This window comes from Actinoplanes sp. 13 (genome assembly GCF_056134165.1).
This window is the reverse complement of sequence record NZ_JBVYOQ010000018.1, coordinates 71,049-93,497: the sequence shown is the minus strand read 5'-3', so window position 1 is coordinate 93,497 and position 22,449 is coordinate 71,049. Positions and strand designations below refer to the sequence as shown.

Sequence of the window (22,449 nt, the reverse complement as noted above, 5' to 3'; positions counted from 1 at the left end):
CCTAATTCTTCGGGTTGATCCGGGCGACGGTCGGGTTCGCCGGCGGCGGCGTGATCGTGTTGCCGGCCTTGCGTGGGGCGGGACGTTTGGCCGGCGACCGGGACGGGCGGGCCGCCTCGGCGATCTCCGGATCAGTGAGGCCGAGGAGGGAATCGCCGTCGTCGGCCTTCGGCTTCTCCGGCGCGGTGGCACTCTCCGGTGCGGCGGCCCGGCCGGTCACCTTGGCCGGAACCGCTGCCACCGGCTTCCCGCTGGGGGTGGTGGCGACTGGTTCGGTGGCGCCGGCCGGAACCGGAGCGGCCTGCTCGGGACCATCGTCGCCGGCGGCTTCCGCGCTGGGCAGGGCACCTGCCGACGCCCGCTCCTGCCGGTTCCGCCGGCCCTGCTCCAGGGTGACCGTCAGCGCCGACCCGCCCAGTCCGGCCAGGACGGCGTAGGGCGCGATCAGGTAAGCCGACTGCAAGGGACCCGCGGCCTCGGTCAGCTGCGGCGCCAGCATCAGGAACGAGAACGCCACCAGCAGCGGGCCGACTGCCCCGGAGACCGCGGTGCCCAGGCCGAGCCCGCCACGGCGGGCGGCGGGCCAGGCCGCGACCAGGCCGATCACGAACGCCGCGATCAGGGTCAGCATCGCGCTCGGCCAGTAGATGCCGCCGTATCGCACCGGGCTCGCCGACTCGGCGAACTGCCAGCTGGTCAGATAGGTCGCGAACTCCCGGCCGCTGGCCAGCTCGGCGACGACACCGGCGACGGCCAGGGCCCAGAGCCAGAGCGCGGTGCCGATCAGGTTGGCCGCCACCGGGGCCGACGAGACCGCCCAGAACGCGACGACCAGGCCGGCGAGGAGGCCGGCCAGGGCGTATCCACCGGCGACCAGCTGGGGGGAGAGCGTGTCCGTGCGTACCGCTGCTCTGGCCGGCAGCGCGATCAGCGCGACCGAGACCAGCGCGCCGAGCGCCGACGAGGCCGCCAGGAGGAACCGCCAGAGGGCGCGCCAGCGGCCCGGCGGGACGGGCCGCAGCCGACCGGCGATCACCGCGCCCAGCACCGTCGCGCTCGCCGTGATCCAGGTGGCCCAGCCGAGGCTGCCCAGCCAGACGCTTTCCGCCTCGGCGGCGGTGACCGGCCAGGTGATCACCCCGAGCCCGTAACCGAGGCCCAGCTGGGCGGCACCCGCACCAGCCGCGATTCCGGCCGCGACGCCGGCCTGCGTTGTCAAGCCCTTCTCGGCCATGCGGGGCACTGTACTTGTCACCGCCGATGTCTGGGAAATGGCTGGGACCTGCTTTCCGCGGCCGGAAACCCCATCTGGCCTCAAGATTCGATACGTTGGCCGGGCGACGACGCTGCAGCGGACTTGGGAAGCGGAAGGGGCCGGCGATGCCTGAGGAGCGGCCGCCAGATGAGGGAGACGGTGCGCCCCGCCCGGACGAGACGCGCCCGATGTCGCCCGCGGACGCCGCTGACCCACCCCTGATTCAGCCTTCCGGTGACCCCCGATCGGATGACCGGGACAAAGAGGTGTGGACCGGCCGGGCCGGCGTCCGCCCGCCGCCGCGCGGAGAAACCGTCCAGTACGAGGCCGACTGGGCCGATTTCGCACCGGCCGAGCAGCGTGAAGGACGGTGGTGGACGCCGATCGCGGTCGGCACCGCCGCGCTGGTGCTGCTCGGTCTGCTGGGCTTCGGCATCGCGGTGATCGTGCAGAACTCGGGCGGGGAGGCCGAGCCGCCCGCGCAGGCTCCGGTCACCACTCAAGCGACCACCCGGGAGACGACGGTGCCGGAGACCACAGCGCCGACCTCCGCCCCGGCAGTCACCACCGCGCCGACGACCGAGCCGGTGGACCGGGAGGTCAACGTGCCGGCGTTGCGGGGCATGCCCCTGGCCGACGCGAAGGCGGCGTTGGAGCGGAGCAACCTGACTTTCCGAGTGATTCGCCGGCCGAGCGACGCCGAGCCGGACACGGTGATCGACAGCGATCCGCCGGAAGGCCGGCTGGTGCCGTCGGACACCCGGATCACGCTGGTCGTGGCGGAGCCGAACGCGGCGGAGCCGGCGTCGTCATCGACGACAGCGCCCGGTGGAGACTGACAGCGGCCCGGTCAGCGGTGGGCGCGGACCGTCCGGGCCGGGATCGCTCCTGGCCGTGAGGCGGGCTGACGGCCGTTGCGGGCGCGCGGGTCGGGTGCCTTGCCGACCGGTCGCAGGCCGCTGACCTGGACGAAGATGGAGCGGCGTTCGACCGCGTCACCGGCCGAGTTCAGCTCGTAGCCGTCGAGCCACACCCAGCCCTCGTACGTCGGCCAGTCGTGAACCCGGATGACCCGGAAGAGCATCGGTGATGCGAATTGGACGCTGGCCGCCTTCGTCACGTGGATGACATCACCTGACCGAGGAAGAACCACGTCATCTCCTGCCCTGAGACTCGTGTGGGGTGGTAGCTATTGCGCTCTGTGACACAGATGCACCAGTCTGCCCGTCTGATGCATCTTTGCAAGCCTTCGAGAGTGCCAACCATCGAAGACGATTGCGGAACGTCACTATCGCCGACCCCGCCACCCAGTCCTGGGCGGCAGTCCACAACAGACTGCCAGTGGTTCGGCGCCCCGTGTCGGACGTCGTTTTGATCTATTGCGCCTGACTTGCCCTGCTCGCTCAAGAACATTAAGTGATGCAAGGCCTACGGAAAGATTGCACCACCAGTGTCGTCGATGCAAGTTGCATGTCAGCCTTCCGTGATTCTCCGTGATCATCCAATGTGCTTGAACGATCAAGAACCCGGCGGGGAGACTGATCAGGTGACTCGACGCCGCAGCCCCACCGTCCGTCGCCGCCGTCTCGGAGTGGAACTGCGCAGGCATCGTGAGGCGGCCGGCGTGACCATCGACATGGTGGCCGAACGGCTCGGCTGCTCACCGTCGAAGATATCGCGCATTGAAACCGGACATACCGGCGCAACTCCGGGCGATGTCCAGGACATGTTGGACATTTATCGCGTAGAGCCGCGAATCGCCGAAGAGCTGGTCCAAATTGCACGAGACGCACGCCAAAAGGGTTGGTGGCACCCGTTTTCCACCGTCCTGAACAGCGCATACGTGGGTCTGGAAGCCGAAGCGAGATCAATCCGCGCGTACGAGCAACAGGTCATTCCGGGCCTGTTGCAGAGCGAGGACTACGCAATGGCGCTCATCAGATCCGCCCGATGGGATGACACCGATCAGAGAAACGCGCAACGGGTCCGCGTCCGCATGGAACGGCAGTCGTTGTTGATTCAGGACGATCCAATCGATCTTTGGGTGGTGCTCGATGAAGCGGTGGTGAGCCGTCCGGTCGGTGGCGACGCGGTGATGCGCGACCAGCTACGGCAACTGGTCGATACCGCGCGGCTACCGAATGTGACTCTCCAGGTCCTGCCGTTCGCGATCGGCGCGCACGCGGGCATGGACGGCGCGTTTGCCATTCTCGACTTCCCCTCGGCCGGTGACCCTGCCGTGGTGTTCGCCGAGAACGCGGCGGGCGGGCTGTTCCTGGAGAAGGACGACGAACTCCGCAAGTACGTCACCGTCTTCGACACCATCCGGGCCTCGGCCCTGGATCCGGCGGAGTCCATCGACATGATCGAGTTGCTGATTGAGGAGCCATTGTGGAAATCAAGACGAAGGGTTTCCGGGTCGATCTGAACCATGCGCAGTGGTTCAAGAGCACTCGAAGCGGCCCGAACTGTGACAACTGCGTCGAGGTGGCGTTCGTCAACGAGGCGATCGCGGTGCGCGACTCCAAGAACCCCGCCGGGCCCGCGCTGATCTTCACGGCCGCGGAGTGGGACGCCTTCGTGGGCGGCGCCAAGGACGGCGAGTTCGATCTCTGAATAATGTCGGTACGGCCGGCCCGGCGCGCTGGACACCCGAGTCGGCCGTAGCTATTTGCCCGATTTTCCCGTCGCTGTGCGGGACTCGCCTCGTTGACATCTCTAGGTTCCGCCGCGTGACTCACGCGCCGGGATCCAGCGCGGACCGGACCGCGCTGACGGCCGGGACGATGACTGAACGAGGCAAGGCAGGAAGATGACGATTGGTTCCGAGAACCTCAGCAACGGTTCGTCGACCGCGCAGGACCGGTTCAGCGGTGGCGTGAGCGCGTACCGGCAGAACCGGCGGGACGCACTGACCGGGGAGACCGACGGCGAGCTGGTGTCGCGCACCGGCTCGGGGTTGCCGACCCGCTCACCGGGGCGGTCACACAGCATCGAGCCGACCAGCGCGCTGGACCGGGCGGCCAAGTTGCCCTCGCTCGACCTGCAGGGCTTGAACGAGCCGGTGTTCCCGTCCAGCTCCTGGTCGGAGAGCGGCTCACCGAGCGAGTCGATGGCCGACCACCCGCTGCTGCGGGGCCTGCTGCTCGAACTCCCCGCGCGCGGCACCCTGCCGACGTCGGACTGGCTGGACCGGTGGTTCGAGGCGGCACGCTCCATCCTGGAGCTTCTTTACGTGCAGGAAGCCAAGAAGCAGTAGTCAGCGCGCGTCGGCCGGGACCCGGGACCGGGTGCGGCCGAGCGGCGCCATCACCAGCGGGGCGAGGCGGCTGTGCCGCAGCGCCGCGCGCACGCCGATCGCCAGCACAGCGACAGCGACGACCGAGAGGGCGATGCCGGCGACGCCCGGCGTGCCACCCCCCGGCAGTTCGATCAGGCCCGCGGCGATCGGCAGTCCCACCAGGGCGGCCAGTCCGGTGATCTGCAGTGGCGCGGCCACCAGCGGGTGTGCGGCAGCGGCCCGCAGCGCCGGCGGCACCGGCGCGAGCGGTGCGGTCGCGAACGCGCCCGCACCGCGCCGCACCCAGGCCAGCCGGCGCACCGTGGCGGTGAGCACGATCAGGGCCGGCACGGCCGGCAGCAGCGCCGCACCCGGTGCCGCCGAGATGCCTGGCACCAGGCCGGCGATGAAGGGAACCGTGAGGAACACCGCGGCGCCCGCACCCACCAGAGCGGTGAGAAGGACGGCTCGGCGGCGCAGGTCGCGAGCCGTGCCCGCGGTGGGCAGTCCGTCGACCAGCAGCCCGGCGGCGAGCCAGACGGCGGCGAGGGTGCCGATCATGATGACGTCCACAGCGGTGTTCACATCGATAGCGTTCACCGATTCGCGCTTTCGCGAAACCGGGTTATGCCCCCACCCGGCACCCGTAGGGGTTCCTGAACGCTTGCTGAACGAGCTGCTACACCGCGAACGACTCCACCGGCGCGGTGGCCGGGATCGGCGGCGTCGCCTTCCACAGGCCGAGCTTCTGCGCGGTCAACCGGGCCAGGTACGCCGGGTTGAGCAGCACGTAACGCTTCCACAGGCGCTTCGGCTCCAGTCCGAGACGCCAGAGCCACTCCAGCGCGTACTTCTGCATCCACGCGGGCGGGTTCTTCAGCAGCCCCGCGTGGTAGTCGAACGCGGCGCCCACGGCGAGTAGCGGCATGTCCAGAAGCGGACGCATCGCATAGGTGAAGACCTCCTGCCGGGGGCAGCCCAGACCGACGAGCACGATCCGCGCCCCGGACGCCTTGATCCGCTCGGCGATCTCCCGCGGCTCACCCGGCGACGACGACCGGAACTTCGACGCCTCCACCCCGGCGATCTTCAGCGCGGGGAACATCCCCTGCAGTGCCGGCACGAGCCGGTCCAGCGTCGGCTGGGTGGACCCGTACAGATAGATCGGGAGACCTTCGGCGGCCGCCTGCTCCACGACCTTCAACGTCAGCGTCGGCCCGTAGACCCGATCGGCCAGCCCCGCACCGTGCAGCAGGTTCAACGCCCACCGGACCGGCTGCCCGTCCGGCGTCACCAGGTCGAAAGAGTTCAGCCGGGCGTTGTGCGCCGGATCCTGCACCCCGGTCATCACCCCGTGCACCGCGAGCGCCGTCACCGCGAACGGCCGCTGCTCCCGCGCCGCCTCCACGATCCGACGAGTCGCCGACGCATAGTCCGTGACATCAACAAGCACTCCGAGCACGTTGCGCTTGCCTTGGGCGACACCGGTGACCGACACGGACAACTCTCCAGCCCTAGACCGACAAAAAGTAAGGCGCGAGCATAGCGCCCCCCACCCGAGTGACGGTGACTTCTTCCACCCCCGGGAAGGACATCAGCCACCCGAACAGCCCGTACAACAACTGGGTTAAGAATCACCCACAGTGACCAGCCAGGCACCTTCCACCGCAGCCACCGCACCGTGGGGGGTTCGGGGGGCTCGGCCCCCCGATCAGCATGACGAGGGGCCCCGGTTCGCGCTTTCCGCGAACACGGAGCCCCTAGGCCGCTCGTGGGGATGGGGGGAGTTGAACCCCCACGTCCTTTCGGACACACGGACCTGAACCGTGCGCGTCTGCCATTCCGCCACATCCCCATGTGACTTGTCCCCTAGATCATATATCTGACCTCGGTGACCGAAGCGAGCCGGTCGAGCCTGCTTCGTGTAACTGGCTGCGACAGACTACGCTGTCGCACGTCACTAAGCGAGTTGATACCGCCCGCGACGCAGAGAAGATTAGCACGGCGTCGTAAGCGGTCATACGAGGGTCAGAAGTGCCGGCTGCTCTTGGGCTACAGATGCGCAAGCGGTCGCCGGATACCATCATGTCCTCGGAACCCGAGGAGGAGCCGGTGAGCGTGCTGCAGCGCTTTGAGAAGCGGTTGGAAGGCCTGGTCGAAGGGGCCTTCGCGAAGGTGTTCAAGGGTGTCGTGCACCCGGTGGAGATTCTGAATGCCATGCAGCGGGAGGCCGAGGCACACAAGGCCATCCTTGCCGGTGGCCGCACTCTCGTGCCTAACCGTTATGTGATCGACCTGTCGCCGTACGACCACAGCCGTCTGGCGCCCTACGCTGCTGCCTTGGCGCAGGAGCTCGCGCAGTCCCAGGCCGAGTTCATCGGCGAGCAGGCCTGGACCGTCTACGGCGACGTGATCGTCGAGATCGAGCGGGGCGACGGCCTGGACACGGGTATGTTCCGTGTCACTGCCGAGGTCTACACCGGTGGCGAGGTCGCCCCGGTTCAACAGCCGGCGTACGACGCCGGCCCGCAGTACTCGCCGTACGACCAGCAGGGCGGTTATCCGCCGCACGGCGGTCACGGCGGCGGTCCCCGCAACGTCGGTCTGGTCTCCGGTGACGGACGGACCTACCCGCTGCAGATGGGCTCGACCGTGATCGGCCGCGGCGACCAGGCGAACCTGCGCCTGCCGGACGTCGGCATCTCGCGCCGGCACGCCCGGCTGGACTACGACGGCAACCAGGTGGTGCTGACCGATCTGGGGTCGACCAACGGCACGATGGTCAACGGCCAGCGGGTCTCCGCCGTGGCACTCAACCCGGGCGACATGATCCAGCTCGGCACGACCACGCTCACCTTCCGAGTGGACGGCTAGCGACCTTGCCCGAATTCGTCCTCACCGTCGCCCGGTTCGGATTCCTGATCCTGCTGTGGATCTTCGTGTTCACGGTGGTCGGGGTGATCCGCCGGGATCTCTTCTCCGGCGTCCGGTCCAAGAGCATCGTTGCCAGCCCTCGGGGGGTGGGTGGTGCGGTGCTTCAGGGCCGGCCGGCGAAGGCGAAGCGCGGTAAGGCGGCGCGGCAGCTGGTCGTGACCGCCGGTCAGCTGGCCGGCACCCGGATCACTCTTGGTGAAGCTCCGATCACGATCGGTCGGGCCGAGGATTCGACGCTCGTTATCACCGACGACTTCGCGTCCGCCCGGCACGCCCGTCTGGTGCCGCGGGACGGCCAATGGTTCGTGGAGGACCTCGGCTCGACCAACGGCACCTATCTTGATCGCGGTAAGGTCTCCGGACCCACTCCCGTCCCCCTTGGCGTTCCGATCCGGATCGGGCGCACTTCTCTCGAGTTACGGCCATGACCCTGACCCTGCGCTATGCCGCTCAGAGCGACCGCGGTCTGATCCGAGACCTGAACCAGGACTCCGTCTACGCCGGGCCGCGGCTTCTTGCTGTCGCGGACGGCATGGGCGGCATGGCCGCCGGTGACGTCGCGTCCAACATCGTCATCGCCGCCATGGCGCCACTCGACGACGACGTCCCCGGTGACGCGATGGTCGACGCCCTGCGGCACGCCGTCGGGACGGCCAACCAGCAGCTGCGGGACACCGTCGACGCGAACCCGCAGCTCGAGGGGATGGGCACCACGCTGACCGCGGTGCTCTTCTCGGGCAGCAAGTTCGGCATGGTGCACATCGGCGACTCCCGGGCCTACCTTCTGCGCAACAACGAGTTCTCGCAGATCACCAAGGACGACACCTACGTCCAGATGCTGGTCGACGAGGGCCGGGTCAGTCCGGAGGAGGCCAGCAGCCACCCGCAGCGCTCGCTGCTCACCCGGGCGCTGGACGGGCGGGACATCGACCCGGAGTACTCCGTCCGCCAGGTGCTCAAGGGCGACCGTTACCTGATCTGCAGCGACGGCCTGTCCGGTGTGGTGAGCGCGGAGACGATCGCGCAGACCATGCGGGAGCTCACCGACCCGAAGGCGTGCGTCGAGCGGCTGGTGCAGCTCGCGCTGCGCGGCGGCGGGCCGGACAACATCACGGTGGTCATCGCGGACGCGATAGACGACATCGTCGAGCAGTCGCCGATCGTCGGCGGGGCGGCCTCGCTGGACCGGGGCAACACCACGGTCGCCGACAGCTCCACCCCGGCGGCCCGGGCGTCGGCGCTCAAGCAGCCGCCGCCGCGACCGGCCCAGCCGGAGCCCGCGAACGGGTATGAACCGGAGCCCGCGGGGCACCCGGTGCGGACCACGTTGCTGGTGCTCCTGCTGCTCGGGGTGCTCGGCGGTGGCCTTTGGGCGGGCTGGCAGTACACCCAGGACCAGTACTACGTGGGCGCCACCGAGGCCGGGCAGATCGCCATCTTCCGCGGCGTCCCGGGTGAGATCGCCGGGCTGGACCTGTCCACGGTGAGCGAGACCAGCGCGGTCCGGCTCGACGACCTGACCACCGTTGCTCAGGACCGCGTCAAGCAGGGCATCCAGGCCGACAACCAGGCCGACGCCAAGAACGTCCTCGCCGATCTGACCAGCGAGGAACCGTCGAACCCGAACCCGAACCTGAAGCCGGTCTGCGCACCGGCGGGAACCACGCCGTCCCCCGCCGCGTCGAACACTCCGGTGACGCCTGCTTCGGGCGCCCCGAGCCAGGGCGCGACCGCCCAACCGTCCGCGGGCGCGCAGACCGGTGGGGAGCCGGTCGCGTGCCGGACCGTCAACTGAGCACGGCCTACACGTCTGGGGATCTTTCTTGACCGCGCCCGCCGTACCGGCTCCGACGCCCGCCTCCACGGGCGAGATGTCGCGTATCCCGACGGGATGGAAGACACGCCGTAACGCCGAACTCGGCCTTCTCGGGTTCGCCATGCTGATCGTGCTGATGTTCAGCGCCACGGTGGAGCTGCACCAGTTCGAGTCGCTGCAACCCAACTTCTGGGTGCCGGCCGCGCTGCTCAGCCTGATCTTCCTGGGGCTGCACGTGGTGGTGCGGTTCGCCGCGCCCTTCTCCGACCCGGTGCTGCTGCCCGCGGTGGCCCTGCTCAACGGGATCGGCGTCGGTTTCCTGCGCCGTCTCGACCTGGCCCGGGCGATCGCTCAGGAGAAGCCGATCCCCGGCATCTTCGCCGACACCGGTGGACGGCAGCTGGCCTGGACGCTGCTCTCCCTGATCCTGGCCGCGGTGCTGCTCCTGGTGGTCCGGGACCACAAGATCGTCTCGCGGTACGCGTACACGCTGGGCCTTGCCGGCATCGTGCTGATGATGATCCCGGCGGTCCTGCCGGCCAGCATCTCCGAGGTGAACGGCGCGAAGCTGTGGATCCGGTTCGGCGGCGTCTCGATCCAGCCCGGTGAGTTCGCCAAGCTGGCCCTGGTCTCGTTCTTCGCGTACTACCTGGTCCGCAAGCGCGAGGTGCTGTCGCTGGCCAGCCACCGCTTCCTGGGCATCGACTTCCCGCGCGGCCGGGACCTGGGCCCGGTCATCACGGTGTGGCTGTTCAGCCTCCTGATCCTCGTCTTCGAGAAGGACCTCGGCACCGCCCTGCTCTACTTCGGGCTGTTCGTGGTGACCCTGTACGTCGCCACCGAGCGGGCCAGCTGGCTGATCATCGGTCTGCTGCTGTTCTTCGGCGGCGTCTACGTGGCGTACCTGCTGGGCGCCTCGGTGGGCGGTCCGTTCGCGAACTTCTACGACCGGGCCGAGGTCTGGCTCAACCCGTTCGACGAGGAGAACTACAACCGGATCGGCGGCAGTTATCAGCTGGTCCAGGGTCTGCTCGGGCTCGGCACGGGCGGCCTGTTCGGCAGCGGCCCGGGCGCCGGCTCACCGGGCGAGGTGCCCGAGGTGCGCACCGACTTCATCTTCGCCGGGCTCGGCGAGGAGATCGGCCTCTTCGGCCTCTCCGCCCTGCTGGTCCTCTACCTGCTGATCGTGGAGCGGGGCCTGCGCGCGGCGCTTGCGGTGCGCGACTCGTTCGGCAAGCTCGTCGCCGGCGGCCTGGCCTTCACGCTCGGCCTGCAGGTCTTCGTCATCCTCGGTGGCATCACCGGCCTCATCCCGCTGACCGGTCAGACCACCCCGTTCCTCTCCGCCGGTGGTTCCTCGCTGATGGCCAACTGGCTGCTGGTCGCGATGCTCCTGCGGATCTCGGACGCGGCCCGCCGCCCGGCAGCCGCCGGCGGCAGCCCGGACCGGGCCGGTCCCAAGAAGGCACCCACCCAGTTGCACGGCGCCATGACGGAGGTGATCAAGCCGTGAACGCACCCCTCCGCCGCTCCGGCGTGGTCCTCCTCGTCCTGTTCGGCCTGATCTTCGCCAACCTGAACTGGATCCAGGCGTACAAGGCCGACGAGTACCGCACCAACGTCCACAACGACCGCGTCATGATCGCCGAGTACGAGCGGCCGCGTGGCGTGATCGAGGTGAACGGCGAGGCGCTCGCCGAGAACAAGGAGACCAGCGACAGCCTGAAGTACCTGCGCGTCTATCCGCAGAAGGAGATCTACGCGCCGGTCCTCGGGTACAAACCGGTCGGTCTCGGCGCCGTCGGCATCGAGGCGACCGAGAACGACTTCCTCTCCGGTCAGAGCGACAAGCTTCTTGCCGACCGGATCAGCCAGATGTTCACCGGCGAGGAGACCACCGGCGGCAATGTGCTGCTCTCGCTGAACGCGCGGGCTCAGGAGGTCGCCTGGAAGCAGATGACCAACAACGAGCGCGGGGCGAAACGGGGTGCCGCGGTCGCCATCGATCCGCGGACCGGTGCCATCCAGGCGATGGTGTCGATGCCGAGCTTCAACCCGAACCCGCTGGTCACCCACGACCAGGCGGCCGCCAAGAAGGCGTACGACCAGCTGAACGGCGAGAAGGACCAGCCGCTGCTGAACCGCGCGGTGGCCGCGACGCAGCCGCCCGGCTCGGTGTTCAAGGTGATCGTCTCGGCTGCGGCCCTGCAGAACGGGTACGACCTGGACACCGAGATCGAGGCAGGCGCCGTCTATCGCGAAGGCGGCGCGACGATCCGCAACTCCGGCGAGGAGGTCTGCCCGAGCAGCCGGATCACCCTGAAGAACGCGTTGCGGACCAGCTGCAACACCGGTTTCTCCCGGCTCGGGGTGGCGCTCGGCGCGGACAAGGTCAAGCAGACCGCGCAGGCGTTCGGCTTCGAGGACGAGGCACTCAAGGTCGGCAACCTGGAGAGCGGCGACGGCCTGTCGGTCGCGGCCAGCCGGACGGGGAGCATCACGAACCCGGACGGCAGCGTCGACACCGCCGCGCTCGCCCAGTCCTCGCTCGGTCAGCGGGACGTCCGGATGACGCCGTTGCAGGGTGCGCTGATCGCCGCCACGGTGGCCAACGGCGGGGAGCAGCGACGTCCGTACTTCGTGCAGAAACTTCTCGGCCCGGACCGGCGGACCCTCTACACGGCCGAGCCGGAGACGCTGCGTTCGCCGATCAAGGCCGACGTCGCGGCGAAGCTCAAGGAGATGATGGTCAGTGTCGTCGAGGGCGGCACCGGCCGGAACGCGAACTTCGACGACGAGTTCGAGATCGGCGGCAAGACCGGCACGGCCCAGAACGCGGAGGGCGCGAACAACCACGGCTGGTTCATCGGCTTCGCGTTCAACGCCAAGGGTGAGGCGGTCTCCGCGGTGTGCGTCATGCTGGAGAACGTGCCCGGTAGCGGCAGCCCCAGCGCCGAGGCGGCCCGGATCGCCGGGCGAATCATGAAGGCCGCCGCGGGCCAGGGAGGGGACTGACATGATCCGCCCGGGGGTCACGCTCGGTGGGCGGTACCGCTTGGAGGAGCGGATCGCCGGCGGTGGCATGGGGGATGTCTGGCGCGGCACCGACGAGGTGCTGGGCCGGACGGTCGCTGTCAAGATCCTGCTGCCGGCGCTCCTCGACGAGCCCGGCTTCGCCGAGCGGTTCCGTGGCGAGGCGCGCACCATGGCCACCATCAACCACCCGGGCGTCGTGGACGTCTACGACTACGGCAGCGACCAGCAGATCGCCTTCCTCGTGATGGAGTACGTGGAGGGCGACGCGCTCTCCCGGACGCTGAGCCGGGTGGGCCGGCTGACGCCGGCGCGGACCATGGCGCTGGTCGCGCAGGCCGCCGACGCGCTCCAGGCGGCGCACGCCAACGGCATCGTGCACCGCGACGTCAAACCGGGCAACCTTCTGGTACGACCCAACGGCACCCTGGTCCTGACGGACTTCGGCATCGCCCGTTCCGCGCTCGTCGGGCAGCTCACCGTCGCCGGCGCAGTGCTCGGCACCGCCTCGTACATTTCTCCCGAGCAGGCCGCCGGCGACGTCGCCACCTCCGCCTCCGATGTGTACGCCCTCGGCGTGGTCGCCTATCAGTGCCTCTCCGGTCACCGGCCGTTCGACGGGGCCACCCCGATCGAGATCGCCATGAAGCACGTCCGGGAGACCCCGCGGCCGCTGCCCGGCGACATCCCGCCCGCCGTGCGCGCCATTGTGGAACGTGCCATGTCGAAGGACCCGGCGGCCCGATGGCCGAGCGCCTCGGCGATGGCGACGGTCGCCCGTCAGGCGGCGTCCTCGCTGACCACGGCGGCGCAGCAACCGGTGCCGCACGCCCAGCACCAGCCGAAACCGCACCAGCCGGCGCCTCAGCACCAGCCGCCGAAGCCGGCCCAGCAGCAGGCCCGGGCGGCGCACCCGACCAGCCCGGCCCCGGCCCGGCCGCAGTCCGGCGCCGCGGCCCGTGCCTCGGTGCCGCGCCCGGTCTCCGGCGCCCGCGGCGCGGCCTCCGTGCCCAGCTCGTCGCCGCCCAGTTCCTCGCCGCCCATGTCACCGGCATACCGACCACAGTCGGCACCGCCGGTGAACGCGTACCAACCACAGGTGGCGCCGGGTGCCAAACCGGAGAGTTCCTTCGGCCGTCAGGTCCTCGTGGTGCTGGCCGTCGTGCTGGCGCTGCTCGTCCTGCTCTGCGCCGGGGTCATCTCTTTCCTGTTACGACATGGCAACGGCGCCACCGCCGCAGGCATCACGCTGGGCTATCACAGCAGCTCTGCGGCTATCCTCCGCTCGGGCGTGGTCGCTGACCCAGTGTTGGTGGCGTCGTACCGTCTTACTAAGGCCGATGCCCAGCTCGGCTGGATCCGACCGAACGAAGGACGACAGACGTTATGACGGCGCAGGCCCGCCTGCTCGGTGGCAGGTACCAGGTCGGCGAGCTGCTCGGTTACGGCGGCATGGCCGAGGTGCATCGCGGACGCGACCTGCGCCTGGGCCGTGACGTGGCGATCAAGATGCTGCGCACCGACCTGGCCCGCGACGCCACGTTCCAGGAGCGGTTCCGGCGTGAGGCACAGAACTCCGCCGCCCTCAACCACCCGGCGATCGTCGCCGTCTACGACACCGGCGAAGAGATCTCGGCGACCGGCGAGAAGCTCCCGTTCATCGTGATGGAGTTCGTCAACGGGCGGACCCTCAAGGAAGTCCTGGCGCAGGAGCAGCGCATCCAGCCGCGCCGGGCGCTGGAGATGATCGCCGACATCTGCGCCGCGCTGGAGTTCAGTCACCGGCACGGGATCATCCACCGGGACATCAAGCCCGGCAACGTGATGATCACGCAGAACGGCCAGGTCAAGGTGATGGACTTCGGCATCGCCCGGGCCCTGGCCAGCGGCGCCACCACCATGACGCAGACCAGCGCGGTGATCGGCACGGCCCAATATCTGTCGCCCGAGCAGGCCCGCGGCGAGTCGGTCGACGCCCGCTCCGATGTGTACGCGGCCGGTTGTGTCCTGTTCGAGCTGGTCGTCGGCCACCCGCCGTTCGTCGGCGACAGCCCGGTCAGCGTGGCGTACCAGCACGTCCGTGAGGACCCGCGCACGCCGAGCACGATCAACCGCGAGGTCCCCGCGGACATCGACGCGATCGTGCTGAAAGCGCTCGCCAAGAACCCGCTCAATCGATACCAGAGCGCTCAGGAGATGCGTGCCGACGCCTTGCGCGCGGTCTCCGGCCGTCCGGTGATGGCCACCCCGGTGATGAGCCAGGCGGAGACCGTGGCGATGACCGGGCAGCAGTGGCAGCCGCAGGCCGCGACCACTCTGCAGCGGCCCGTCCCGGCGGGCGTCGGGCAGCCCGGCAAACCGGAGGGCAAGTCCTCCTGGGTGATGGCCGTGCTGGCCGGGCTCAGTTTCCTGGTGGTGGTCGTGCTCGGTGTCGCGCTGGCGTTGAGCAATCAGGACGACGATCCCGGCGACAACACCGCCGCCCCGACGACGATCCAGATGCCGAACCTGGTCGGGATGAACGTCGACGAGGTGCAGGCCGAGATCGCCGGCGCGAAGTTGACGAACGTGCAGGCGCAGGAGCCGCGGGTCGACAAGGACTGCAACAACACTGTCGACCGGCAGAGCCCGGAAGCCGGCACCGCGGTCGAGCCGAACCAGGCCGTCACCTACCGGATCTGCAACGCCCCCAAGCCGGTCGAGGTGCCCCGCGGGCTGGTCGGCGGCAACCAGGCCGCTGCCGAGACCGCGCTGCAGAGCATCGGTCTCGATCCGGTGATCCGCGAGGTCGCCTCCGACAAGCCCAAGGGCGAAGTGATCTCGGTCGAGAGCGCCGGCAAGAAGGTCGACCCGGGCACCGAGATCACGGTGCGGGTCTCCGACAACAGCCAGGTGATCGTGCCGGACGTGACCGGCAAGTCGCAGGAGGTCGCCGAGGCGCTGCTCGCGCAGGAGGGTCTCAACGTCGACGTCAAGACGGTGACCGAGGGCGGTGACCCCGGATCCGTCGCCTCCCAGGATCCCAAGGGCGGCAAGAAGGTCGAGAAGACCAGCACGGTGACGATCAACGTGGTGCAGGTCGACGCCGAGCCGGACCCGAGCGGATCACCGTCGGAGGACGGGACCGGCACGGGCACCGGGACCGGCATCATCGGCGGCACCGACCAGGGCTAGCCGGCAGGGCTCATCAAAAAGGCCGGGCGACCGGCCTTTTTTGATGTCCGGGCTCAGACGGTGGCGAACGCCGACCGGCGGCGGGCCTCAACCTCGGCGGCGAGCGCCGGGGCCTTGTCCAGCGCCGACGGCAGGCCGCACGAGGCCAGCCAGTTCGCCAGCATGGTGTGCCCGCCCTCGGTGAGCACCGACTCCGGGTGGAACTGCACACCCTCGATCGGCAGCTCGCGGTGCCGCATCGCCATCACCACGCCCGACTCGGTGCGCCCGGTCACCTCGATCTCGGCCGGCAGTGTCTCGGGCCGCACGGCGAGCGAGTGGTACCGGGTGGCGGTGAACGGATCCGGCAGCCCGGCCAGCACACCTTCGCCCTTGTGCTGCACGTCGGAGGTCTTGCCGTGCAGCAGCTCCGGGGCGCGGTCCACGGTGGCCCCGAACGCGGCGCCGATCGCCTGGTGGCCGAGGCAGACGCCGAACATCGGGATCTTCCCGGCGTACTCCTTGATCACGTCCATCATGATCCCGGCGCGGGTCGGTTCGCCGGGGCCGGGGGAGAGCAGGATGCCGGCCGCGCCGAACCCGGCCACGTCGGCGACCGAGATCTCGTCGTTGCGCCGGACCTCGCACTGCGCGCCGAGCTGGCCGAGGTACTGGACCAGGTTGAAAACGAACGAGTCGTAGTTGTCGATCACGAGAATGCGCACGTCATCACCTGCTGGGGCTGGGCTCGGACTGGTTGGTCTCGGTGCTGTACGGGATCTCGTCGGGCGCGCCCTCGTCGCCGGGAATGCCGGCATCCGAGTCGGTCTGCCCGGTGCCCGCCTCGACCTGCACGTCGTCGAACGGCAGCAGGGGCGTGGCCCACGGGAAGATCACGTACCAGAGCAGCGCGCCGACCGTGGAGACCAGCACGAGCGAGAGGGACACCTTGCTCCAGAGGTTGCCCGGGAGCTTGTGCCAGATCCATGCGTACATCAGTCCGCCTTGATCTCCGCCGGCATGCCGGCGTCGGCCACTGTCGGATCGCGCGGCACCGTCTGGACCAGCTCGGCGTGCACGATCAGCCGCTCGTAGTTGTTGAACTTCGGGTTGCAGGTGGTCAGTGTGAGCAGCGCCTTGGTCGGTTTCGCCTTCGGCCGGCCCGGCACCGGCGCGACCACCTCGACCTGGTGCGGCTTGACGATCTCGGACTTGTAGACCTGGTAGACGTACCAGTTGTCGCGCGTCTCCACGCCGATCACGTCGCCGTTCTTCATCTCGTCGAGCCGCCAGAAGATCTTCCGGACCCGGTGGCCGGCCACCGAGAAGTTGCCGATCTCACCGGGCTTCGCGGTCTCCGGGTAGTGACCAGGGGCGTACCGGATGTCGTCCGGCTGCACGCCGTTGACGACCACCCACTTCTTGTCGAACTTCGGGATGTAGAGGCGGCCGACCAGGCTGTCCTTGGGGGCCTTGGGCGCCTTGACGTTGCTGGAGGGCGGCGCCACCGTCGGGTCGGCCCAGGCCTGGTCCAGCTCCTGCGTCAGGTTGTCCTGCTCGGCGTCCACCTCGGCGGAGTTCCCGAAGACCTGATAGCCGGCGAACAGCAGCACCACCAGACCGAAGGTGATCATCACCTCGCCGGAGGCCCGGATGCCGGTGCGGATCCGGGAGCCCAGGGTCGGGCGGGTCAGCTCGGAGTAGACGCTCTTGTACCCCTCGTCGGTCTGCTCCGGCCGCAGCTTGACGACGCGTTCGCCGCGCTTCGGCTCGGGCGCCGCGGACTCGTCGTCCTTCGGCGCGGCATCCGGTCCGCCGGGACGGACGGCGGGGGTGGTGGCGGAGACGGAGGCGGCGCCGAGCGCCACATCGGGGCGGGCTGCGTCGCGGGCGGCCTGCGCGGCCCCGCCCGGCGGGAGTGGGGCGAGTTTGCCGGGCAGCGGGGATCCCGGCGGCAGGGCGGGGAGCAATCCGGTGGGAGCGTCGATGGTACGGATGACAGCAGTCGGACTGGGGTCCCGATTCGCCGGACCGCCGGGGACCGGGCCCGCGGGAATGCCGGGGGCCGGCGTGCCCACGAGATTGCCGGGGGCCGGCGTGCCCGCTGGGATGCCGGGAACAGGCGTGCCCAGAAGGTTGCCGGGAGCCACCGCTCCGGGGCTGCCGGGGGTGGCCGGCCACGGGATCGGCGCCGCAGGGGGAGCGGGCGGAGCAACTGGGTTCGCCGTGCCGGCCGGGTGCGGCCCGACGGGGTGCCCGGCCGGATTCCCCGCCGGGGCGGCCCAGGGGGCCGGCGCCGCGGCCGGGCTGCCCGCCCAGGGGTTCGGTGCCGCGGGCGGAGCCGGCGCGGTCCAGGGGCCGGGCGCCGCCGGAGGAGCCGGAGTCTCCCAGGCATTCGGTGGCGGGGCGGCTGCCGGCCGGCCCGGGCTGGCGGTCGGGAGCCAGGCCGTGGTGCTGCTGTCGGTGCGGTCCGGGGCGGCGGGCACCGGGCCGGACGCTGCGGGTGCAACGGGCACCGGACCGGACGCTGCGGGGGCGGCGGCGTTCCACCCGCGCGGCATGGCGGCGGGTGTGGCGGCCGCCTCCCAGCCGGATCCGCCGGCCGGCGCGCCGGCCGCTCCCGGATGGGCCGAGGTGCTGTGCCGCGTGGCGGTCGGCCAGGCCGGCGTCTCCTCGGGCGCACGCCGTCGTCCGCCGGGCGGCGAGGCCGGCCATCCGGCGCCGATCTGCGCGGTCGCCGGTGGAGCGGTGGCCGAACTGCCCTGCCAGCCGCCACCGCTGTGCGGGGCGACCGGCTCGGAGTGGGCGGCTGCGCCCCGCGGAGGCGCGGAGGTGTCCGGAGCTGCCCCCGAGCCGTTTTCGCCCGGCAGCGGCGCTCCTGCGGCGCCGGACGCGGGCATCCCGATCGAGCGGCGCCGGGCCGCAGCGGCAGCGGCGCTGATGTCGTCCAGGCCGAGCGCCGCCGGCGGCCGGCCCGACTGCGCGTCAGCGGTGAGGCCGAGCCCGGCCGTGGGTGCCGCGAGCGGGTGGACCGGTTGCGGGTCGGCGTTGGCGCTGAGCCCGGCCGTGGGTGCCGCGAGCGGGTGGACCGGTTGCGGGTCGGCGTTGGCGCTGAGCCCGGCCGTGGGTGCCACGAGCGGGTGAACCGGCTGCCGGCCGGCGCTGCCGCCGGATTGAGCCGGGGGCGTCACCAGCGGGCGGGCCGGTCGCGGGTCGACGTTGCCGCCCAGCCCGACCGGGGGTGCGAGCGGGCCACCCGGCACGCCGTCCGGGGAGGCGTCGGTGATCCGCGGGATGTAAGCGGTCTGCGCGTCGCCGTCGGGAGCGCGGTGGCGGCCTTTTCCAGGCGTGCCGGCGGGGTGCTCGGGAGGAACCATCACCGGGCAGCCTGCGCCGATCGGAGGTCGGTCGATCCGTCGTACGCCCGCACTGTCACGTTGTTCTCCACCTTTTCCGTGTAACCGAGCCCGAAGTCGGCGACGGCCTCCCGGAACTGCCTGACTCCCACTGACGACTCCAACGCTTGACGCATCGTTGTGGGTTCGCCGATCGCGGTGATCTTGAAGGGCGGTGAGAAGACCTGGCCGTGAAGGAGCAGCGTGTTGCCGACACAGCGTACCGCGCTCGTGGAGATCACCCGGATATCCATGATCGTCATAGCCTCCGCCCCACCGGCCCAGAGGGCGTTCACGACCGCCTGGACGTCGCCCTGGTGCACCACGAGATCGTCATTGTCCGGGGCGTTGTCGCCGAAATCCGTACCCCGTCGTGGTGAGTCGTTGAGAGTGACAGTCATGCCGGGACCGTGCAGCGCGGTGAAGCCGGCCGGCTCGCGCATCGCGTCCGCGTTGCGCCGGGCGGTGCCGACGGGTTCGTCGACCTCGGCCAGCCGGGCGGTCTCCTCGTCCACGTCGGCCAGCAGGCCGGCGGCGCGCCGCTCGCTGGCGGCGAGACGTTCTCGTTTCTCCGCGATCAGTTGCGCAAGCTGGGGGCGGCGGTCGTCGCGCAAGGCCGTACCGTCGGCGGTCGTCGCGGAGGTGGTGAACAGCAGGCCCGCCGCCAGGGCGATCAGCGGAACCCCCGCTGACCAGATCGATCTGCGCTGGTCACGCCGTGGCCGGAGGCCACGCGCGGCCCGGCGCAGCGCCAGCCGCCAGGAGGCTCCCCGGGCACCGTCCTCCACGTCGCCTCCCCCTTGAAAGACCACCGAGAACCCCTCCAAGACAGACGCCGAGGTATTTTCCTGCCCCGGCGGGTGCCTGTCTTCGCTTCGACTTGACTACGCTAGCTGTCGAACAGTATTCGCCACGGGCAGCATTCGGGGATCCCGGAGCCGCTCAGCGGTGGGTTGTTCACCACTTGTTGCCCTCAGGAGAGCACCGTGCCGAAGTCTCAGGTTCGCAAGAAGAAGGTCTACACCCCGCCGTCGGACATCAGCCCGGCGGTGAAGGCGGCCGCGTCCAGGAAGCCGAGTCCGGTCTGGTTGCCGGCCACCGCGGTGGCCCTGATCGTCATCGGCATCGCCTGGCTGGTCGTCTATTACCTCTCGTCCCAGCAGTGGCCGGTCGAGAGCTGGCAGTACTGGAACCTCGCGGTCGGCTTCGGCTGCATGGTGGCCTCGTTGGGCCTTCTTTCCCGCTGGCGTTGACGACCGCGTCCGCTGCCGCGGACGCGTGAGAATCATCGAAAGTGAGCGCACCCCCGTCCTGCGTGGGGTGCGCTTTCGCCTGAGTGCGCTCTCCTTGACCTGTGACGCGCGCTCGTCCATTACTCGTGGGTAACATGGGGCTGGCGCACCGCCGGACCGAGGAGGCACAACGCTGATGGGCATCGCGCAGATAGTCGCCACCGTCTTAGCGGCGGCGGTCACCGTGGTGGCCGTCTACCTGGCCGTCCGGGCCGTCATGACGATCACCGCGGTGATCCGTCAGGGGCAGCCGGAGCCGGCCCGGTTCACCGACCCGAAGACCCGGACCAGGACCATGCTGGTGGAGACCGTCGGTCACACCAGGATGTTCAAGTGGAGCGTCATCGGCGCGGCCCACTGGTTCGTGATGGTGTCGTTCGTCGTCCTCTCGCTGCTGGTGCTCGAGGCGTATTTCGAGGTCGTCGACCCGGACCTCGGCCTGCCGATCATCGGGCACTGGACGATCTTCGGCCTGGTCACCGAGTGGTTCGGCATCCTGGGCCTGATCGGCATCCTCTACCTGATCTACCGCCGGCAGCGGGACAAGCCGGGCAGCAAGAAGCGGAGCCGGTTCCTCGGCTCGACCATGTGGCAGGCGTACTTCGTCGAGGCCGTCATCGTCGGCGTGCTGATCTTCGGCTTCCTGATCCGCGGGTTCAAGGTCGCCACCGACCACTTCGAGTACCCGGTCTGGGCCACCCCGCTCAGCCACGCGGTCGGCTCGGTGCTGCCGGCCTGGGAGGACGGCGCCACCTGGGCCGCTCTCATCAAAATCTTCATCTCGATGGCGTGGCTGATCACCATCTCGCTGCACCCGACGATGGGCGTGGCCTGGCACCGCTTCCTGGCGTTCTTCAACATCTATTTCAAACGCAACCCGGAGAAGCCGGCCGGCTCCGGCCTGGGCGCATTGAAACCGATGATGAGCGAGGGCAAGCCGCTCGACTTCGAGGAGGCCGACCCGGAGAAGGACCAGTTCGGCGTCAACCAGGTCGAGCAGTTCACCTGGAAGGGCCTGCTCGACTTCTCCACCTGCACCGAGTGCGGCCGCTGCCAGTCGCAGTGCCCGGCGTGGAACACCGCGAAGCCACTGTCACCGAAACTGCTCGTGCTGTCGTTGCGCGACCACGCGTACGCCAAAGCTCCTTATCTCCTGGCCGGCGGTGGCAAGGACCTGATGGGTGAGGAGAAGGCCACCGAGGCCCAGCTCGCCCACATGGACGTCCTGGCGCTGGCGGAGGGCAACCGGCCGCTGATCGGTGGTGCCGAGGAGAACGGCATCATCGACCCGGACGTGCTCTGGTCCTGCACCACCTGCGGCGCCTGCGTCGAGCAGTGCCCGGTGGACATCGAGCACATCGACCACATCGTCGACATGCGCCGCTACCAGGTGCTGATCGAGTCGAGCTTCCCGTCCGAGGCCGGCGTGATGCTGCGCAACCTGGAGAACAAGGGCAACCCGTGGGGCGCGCCGCAGAACACCCGGGAGGACTGGACCAAGGGCCTCGACTTCGAGGTGCCCCGGGTCGGCGAGGTCGAGGACTTCGAGTACCTCTTCTGGGTCGGCTGCGCCGGCGCGTTCGAGGACCGGGCCAAGAAGACCACCCGGGCGGTGGCCACGCTGCTGCACGAGGCCGGGGTCAACTACGCGATCCTCGGCGAGGGCGAGACCTGCACCGGTGACCCGGCCCGCCGCATCGGCAACGAGTTCATCTTCCAGATGCTGGCCCAGCAGAACGTCGAGACGCTGACCGAGGCGCTCGGGGAGAACACGACCAAGAAGATCGTGGCGACCTGCCCGCATTGCTTCAACACCCTCGGCAACGAGTACGAGCAGCTCGGCCTGAAGGTCGAGGTGGTGCACCACACCCAGCTGCTTGCCCATCTCGTCAAGCAGGGCAAGCTCACGCCGGTCCAGCCGATCGAGGGCGACGTGACCTACCACGACCCCTGTTACCTGGGCCGGCACAACCGGGTCTTCGACGCGCCCCGCGAGGTGCTGGGAGAGTCCGCCAACCTGGTCGAGATGCCGCGCAACTCCGAGCGTTCCTTCTGCTGCGGCGCGGGCGGCGCCCGGATGTGGATGGAGGAGCGGATCGGCAAGCGGATCAACGTCGAGCGCACCGAGGAGGCCCTCGCGACCGGCGCGAAGACGATCGCCGTGGGCTGCCCGTTCTGCTACACGATGATCGGCGACGGGGTGACCGGCAAGGGCAAGCAGGAAGAGGTCGAGGTCGTGGACGTCGCGACCGTGCTGCTGCGGTCGCTCAAGCAGGACGTCTGAGTTTCGT

At 69.7% G+C, this 22,449-nt stretch carries 21 protein-coding genes and 1 tRNA gene; 13 read left to right on the top strand and 9 right to left on the bottom strand.

Features of this window, described 5'->3' with window-relative positions; genetic code table 11:
* Window position 1 precedes the first annotated feature (1 nt).
* A complete protein-coding gene (locus AC0NH5_RS28985) occupies window positions 2-1,234 on the bottom strand; it encodes a Hansenula MRAKII killer toxin-resistant protein 1 (protein WP_474409806.1) in 1,233 nt (410 codons plus the stop codon).
* 287 nt (window positions 1,235-1,521) lie between these two features.
* Here AC0NH5_RS28985 and AC0NH5_RS28980 point away from each other — a divergent pair, with 287 nt between their 5' ends.
* Window positions 1,522-2,094 (top strand): PASTA domain-containing protein, encoded by a 573-nt coding sequence (locus AC0NH5_RS28980; RefSeq protein WP_474409804.1) that lies wholly within the window; start codon window positions 1,522-1,524, stop codon window positions 2,092-2,094.
* Window positions 2,095-2,105: 11 nt separating this feature from the next.
* On the opposite strand, the gene AC0NH5_RS28975 is transcribed toward AC0NH5_RS28980, so the two are convergent.
* Window positions 2,106-2,408, bottom strand: coding sequence for a hypothetical protein (locus AC0NH5_RS28975; protein WP_474409802.1), 303 nt, complete (start codon window positions 2,406-2,408; stop codon window positions 2,106-2,108).
* Between the two features lie 393 nt (window positions 2,409-2,801).
* On the opposite strand from AC0NH5_RS28975, the gene AC0NH5_RS28970 reads away from it, so the two are divergent.
* The 3 genes from AC0NH5_RS28970 to AC0NH5_RS28960 all read left to right on the top strand — a co-directional run bounded on the left by AC0NH5_RS28970 (window position 2,802) and on the right by AC0NH5_RS28960 (window position 4,514).
* Complete coding sequence (locus AC0NH5_RS28970) at window positions 2,802-3,683, top strand: helix-turn-helix domain-containing protein (RefSeq protein WP_474409800.1); 882 nt, start codon at window positions 2,802-2,804, stop codon at window positions 3,681-3,683.
* Entirely contained in the window at window positions 3,653-3,871 is a 219-nt protein-coding gene (locus AC0NH5_RS28965; RefSeq protein ID WP_474409914.1) for a DUF397 domain-containing protein, read from the top strand. The genes AC0NH5_RS28970 and AC0NH5_RS28965 overlap by 31 nt, the downstream gene beginning before the upstream one ends.
* Window positions 3,872-4,067: 196 nt before the next feature.
* Complete coding sequence (locus AC0NH5_RS28960) at window positions 4,068-4,514, top strand: hypothetical protein (protein WP_474409799.1); 447 nt, start codon at window positions 4,068-4,070, stop codon at window positions 4,512-4,514.
* On the opposite strand, the gene AC0NH5_RS28955 is transcribed toward AC0NH5_RS28960, so the two are convergent.
* The 3 genes from AC0NH5_RS28955 to AC0NH5_RS28945 all read right to left on the bottom strand — a co-directional run bounded on the left by AC0NH5_RS28955 (window position 4,515) and on the right by AC0NH5_RS28945 (window position 6,390).
* Window positions 4,515-5,120 carry a hypothetical protein gene (locus AC0NH5_RS28955; RefSeq protein WP_474409797.1) on the bottom strand — a complete coding sequence of 202 codons (606 nt, stop codon included), beginning with the start codon at window positions 5,118-5,120 and terminating at the stop codon, window positions 4,515-4,517.
* Window positions 5,121-5,214: 94 nt separating this feature from the next.
* Complete coding sequence (locus AC0NH5_RS28950) at window positions 5,215-6,033, bottom strand: WecB/TagA/CpsF family glycosyltransferase (protein ID WP_474409796.1); 819 nt, start codon at window positions 6,031-6,033, stop codon at window positions 5,215-5,217.
* 274 nt (window positions 6,034-6,307) lie between these two features.
* A tRNA-Leu gene (locus tag AC0NH5_RS28945) sits at window positions 6,308-6,390 on the bottom strand.
* Window positions 6,391-6,620: 230 nt separating this feature from the next.
* Here AC0NH5_RS28945 and AC0NH5_RS28940 point away from each other — a divergent pair.
* From AC0NH5_RS28940 to pknB, 7 genes are all read left to right on the top strand, one after another.
* A complete protein-coding gene (locus tag AC0NH5_RS28940; protein WP_474409794.1) occupies window positions 6,621-7,409 on the top strand; it encodes an FhaA domain-containing protein in 789 nt (262 codons plus the stop codon).
* Between the two features lie 5 nt (window positions 7,410-7,414).
* Window positions 7,415-7,897, top strand: coding sequence for an FHA domain-containing protein FhaB/FipA (locus tag AC0NH5_RS28935; protein ID WP_474409792.1), 483 nt, complete (start codon window positions 7,415-7,417; stop codon window positions 7,895-7,897).
* The gene (locus tag AC0NH5_RS28930) at window positions 7,894-9,264 is read left to right on the top strand and encodes a PP2C family protein-serine/threonine phosphatase (protein WP_474409790.1); all 1,371 of its coding nucleotides are present in this window, start codon (window positions 7,894-7,896) and stop codon (window positions 9,262-9,264) included. Before AC0NH5_RS28935 ends, AC0NH5_RS28930 begins: the two co-directional genes overlap by 4 nt.
* Before the next feature lie 76 nt (window positions 9,265-9,340).
* Window positions 9,341-10,798, top strand: coding sequence for an FtsW/RodA/SpoVE family cell cycle protein (locus AC0NH5_RS28925; RefSeq protein WP_474409913.1), 1,458 nt, complete (start codon window positions 9,341-9,343; stop codon window positions 10,796-10,798).
* Window positions 10,795-12,300, top strand: coding sequence for a peptidoglycan D,D-transpeptidase FtsI family protein (locus AC0NH5_RS28920; protein ID WP_474409789.1), 1,506 nt, complete (start codon window positions 10,795-10,797; stop codon window positions 12,298-12,300). The genes AC0NH5_RS28925 and AC0NH5_RS28920 overlap by 4 nt, the downstream gene beginning before the upstream one ends.
* 1 nt (window position 12,301) lies before the next feature.
* Window positions 12,302-13,708, top strand: a complete 1,407-nt coding sequence (locus AC0NH5_RS28915) for a serine/threonine-protein kinase (RefSeq protein WP_474409787.1) — start codon at window positions 12,302-12,304, stop codon at window positions 13,706-13,708.
* Window positions 13,705-15,492: a Stk1 family PASTA domain-containing Ser/Thr kinase gene (gene pknB, locus AC0NH5_RS28910; RefSeq protein WP_474409786.1), complete on the top strand. Its 1,788-nt coding sequence runs from the start codon at window positions 13,705-13,707 to the stop codon at window positions 15,490-15,492. The genes AC0NH5_RS28915 and pknB overlap by 4 nt, the downstream gene beginning before the upstream one ends.
* Before the next feature lie 53 nt (window positions 15,493-15,545).
* On the opposite strand, the gene AC0NH5_RS28905 is transcribed toward pknB, so the two are convergent.
* From AC0NH5_RS28905 to AC0NH5_RS28890, 4 genes are read right to left on the bottom strand one after another with little or no spacing between them, the layout of a single operon-like run.
* Window positions 15,546-16,196 carry an aminodeoxychorismate/anthranilate synthase component II gene (locus AC0NH5_RS28905; RefSeq protein WP_474409784.1) on the bottom strand — a complete coding sequence of 217 codons (651 nt, stop codon included), beginning with the start codon at window positions 16,194-16,196 and terminating at the stop codon, window positions 15,546-15,548.
* A 4-nt stretch (window positions 16,197-16,200) separates the two neighbouring features.
* Complete coding sequence (locus AC0NH5_RS28900; RefSeq protein ID WP_474409783.1) at window positions 16,201-16,467, bottom strand: hypothetical protein; 267 nt, start codon at window positions 16,465-16,467, stop codon at window positions 16,201-16,203.
* Window positions 16,467-18,848, bottom strand: a complete 2,382-nt coding sequence (locus AC0NH5_RS28895) for a class E sortase (protein WP_474409781.1) — start codon at window positions 18,846-18,848, stop codon at window positions 16,467-16,469. The genes AC0NH5_RS28900 and AC0NH5_RS28895 overlap by 1 nt, the downstream gene beginning before the upstream one ends.
* Entirely contained in the window at window positions 18,848-19,654 is an 807-nt protein-coding gene (locus AC0NH5_RS28890; RefSeq protein WP_474409779.1) for a DUF881 domain-containing protein, read from the bottom strand. Before AC0NH5_RS28890 ends, AC0NH5_RS28895 begins: the two co-directional genes overlap by 1 nt.
* A gap of 198 nt (window positions 19,655-19,852) precedes the next feature.
* Here AC0NH5_RS28890 and AC0NH5_RS28885 point away from each other — a divergent pair, with 198 nt between their 5' ends.
* Both AC0NH5_RS28885 and AC0NH5_RS28880 read left to right on the top strand, forming a co-directional pair.
* Window positions 19,853-20,119: a cell division protein CrgA gene (locus AC0NH5_RS28885; protein WP_474409777.1), complete on the top strand. Its 267-nt coding sequence runs from the start codon at window positions 19,853-19,855 to the stop codon at window positions 20,117-20,119.
* Between the two features lie 175 nt (window positions 20,120-20,294).
* Window positions 20,295-22,442 carry a (Fe-S)-binding protein gene (locus AC0NH5_RS28880; protein WP_474409775.1) on the top strand — a complete coding sequence of 716 codons (2,148 nt, stop codon included), beginning with the start codon at window positions 20,295-20,297 and terminating at the stop codon, window positions 22,440-22,442.
* Window positions 22,443-22,449: the final 7 nt, after the last annotated feature.

What these genes read in the sequence shown, in the direction of transcription:
- AC0NH5_RS28985 (WP_474409806.1), bottom strand. Translation starts at nt 1,234, where the DNA reads ATGGCCGAGAAGGGCTTGACAACGCAGGCCGGCGTCGCGGCCGGAATC.
- AC0NH5_RS28960 (WP_474409799.1), top strand. Translation starts at nt 4,068, where the DNA reads ATGACGATTGGTTCCGAGAACCTCAGCAACGGTTCGTCGACCGCGCAG.
- AC0NH5_RS28940 (WP_474409794.1), top strand. Translation starts at nt 6,621, where the DNA reads ATGTCCTCGGAACCCGAGGAGGAGCCGGTGAGCGTGCTGCAGCGCTTT.
- AC0NH5_RS28930 (WP_474409790.1), top strand. Translation starts at nt 7,894, where the DNA reads ATGACCCTGACCCTGCGCTATGCCGCTCAGAGCGACCGCGGTCTGATC.
- AC0NH5_RS28925 (WP_474409913.1), top strand. Translation starts at nt 9,341, where the DNA reads ATGTCGCGTATCCCGACGGGATGGAAGACACGCCGTAACGCCGAACTC.
- AC0NH5_RS28915 (WP_474409787.1), top strand. Translation starts at nt 12,302, where the DNA reads ATGATCCGCCCGGGGGTCACGCTCGGTGGGCGGTACCGCTTGGAGGAG.
- pknB (WP_474409786.1), top strand. Translation starts at nt 13,705, where the DNA reads ATGACGGCGCAGGCCCGCCTGCTCGGTGGCAGGTACCAGGTCGGCGAG.
- AC0NH5_RS28900 (WP_474409783.1), bottom strand. Translation starts at nt 16,467, where the DNA reads ATGTACGCATGGATCTGGCACAAGCTCCCGGGCAACCTCTGGAGCAAG.
- AC0NH5_RS28895 (WP_474409781.1), bottom strand. Translation starts at nt 18,848, where the DNA reads ATGGTTCCTCCCGAGCACCCCGCCGGCACGCCTGGAAAAGGCCGCCAC.
- AC0NH5_RS28880 (WP_474409775.1), top strand. Translation starts at nt 20,295, where the DNA reads ATGGGCATCGCGCAGATAGTCGCCACCGTCTTAGCGGCGGCGGTCACC.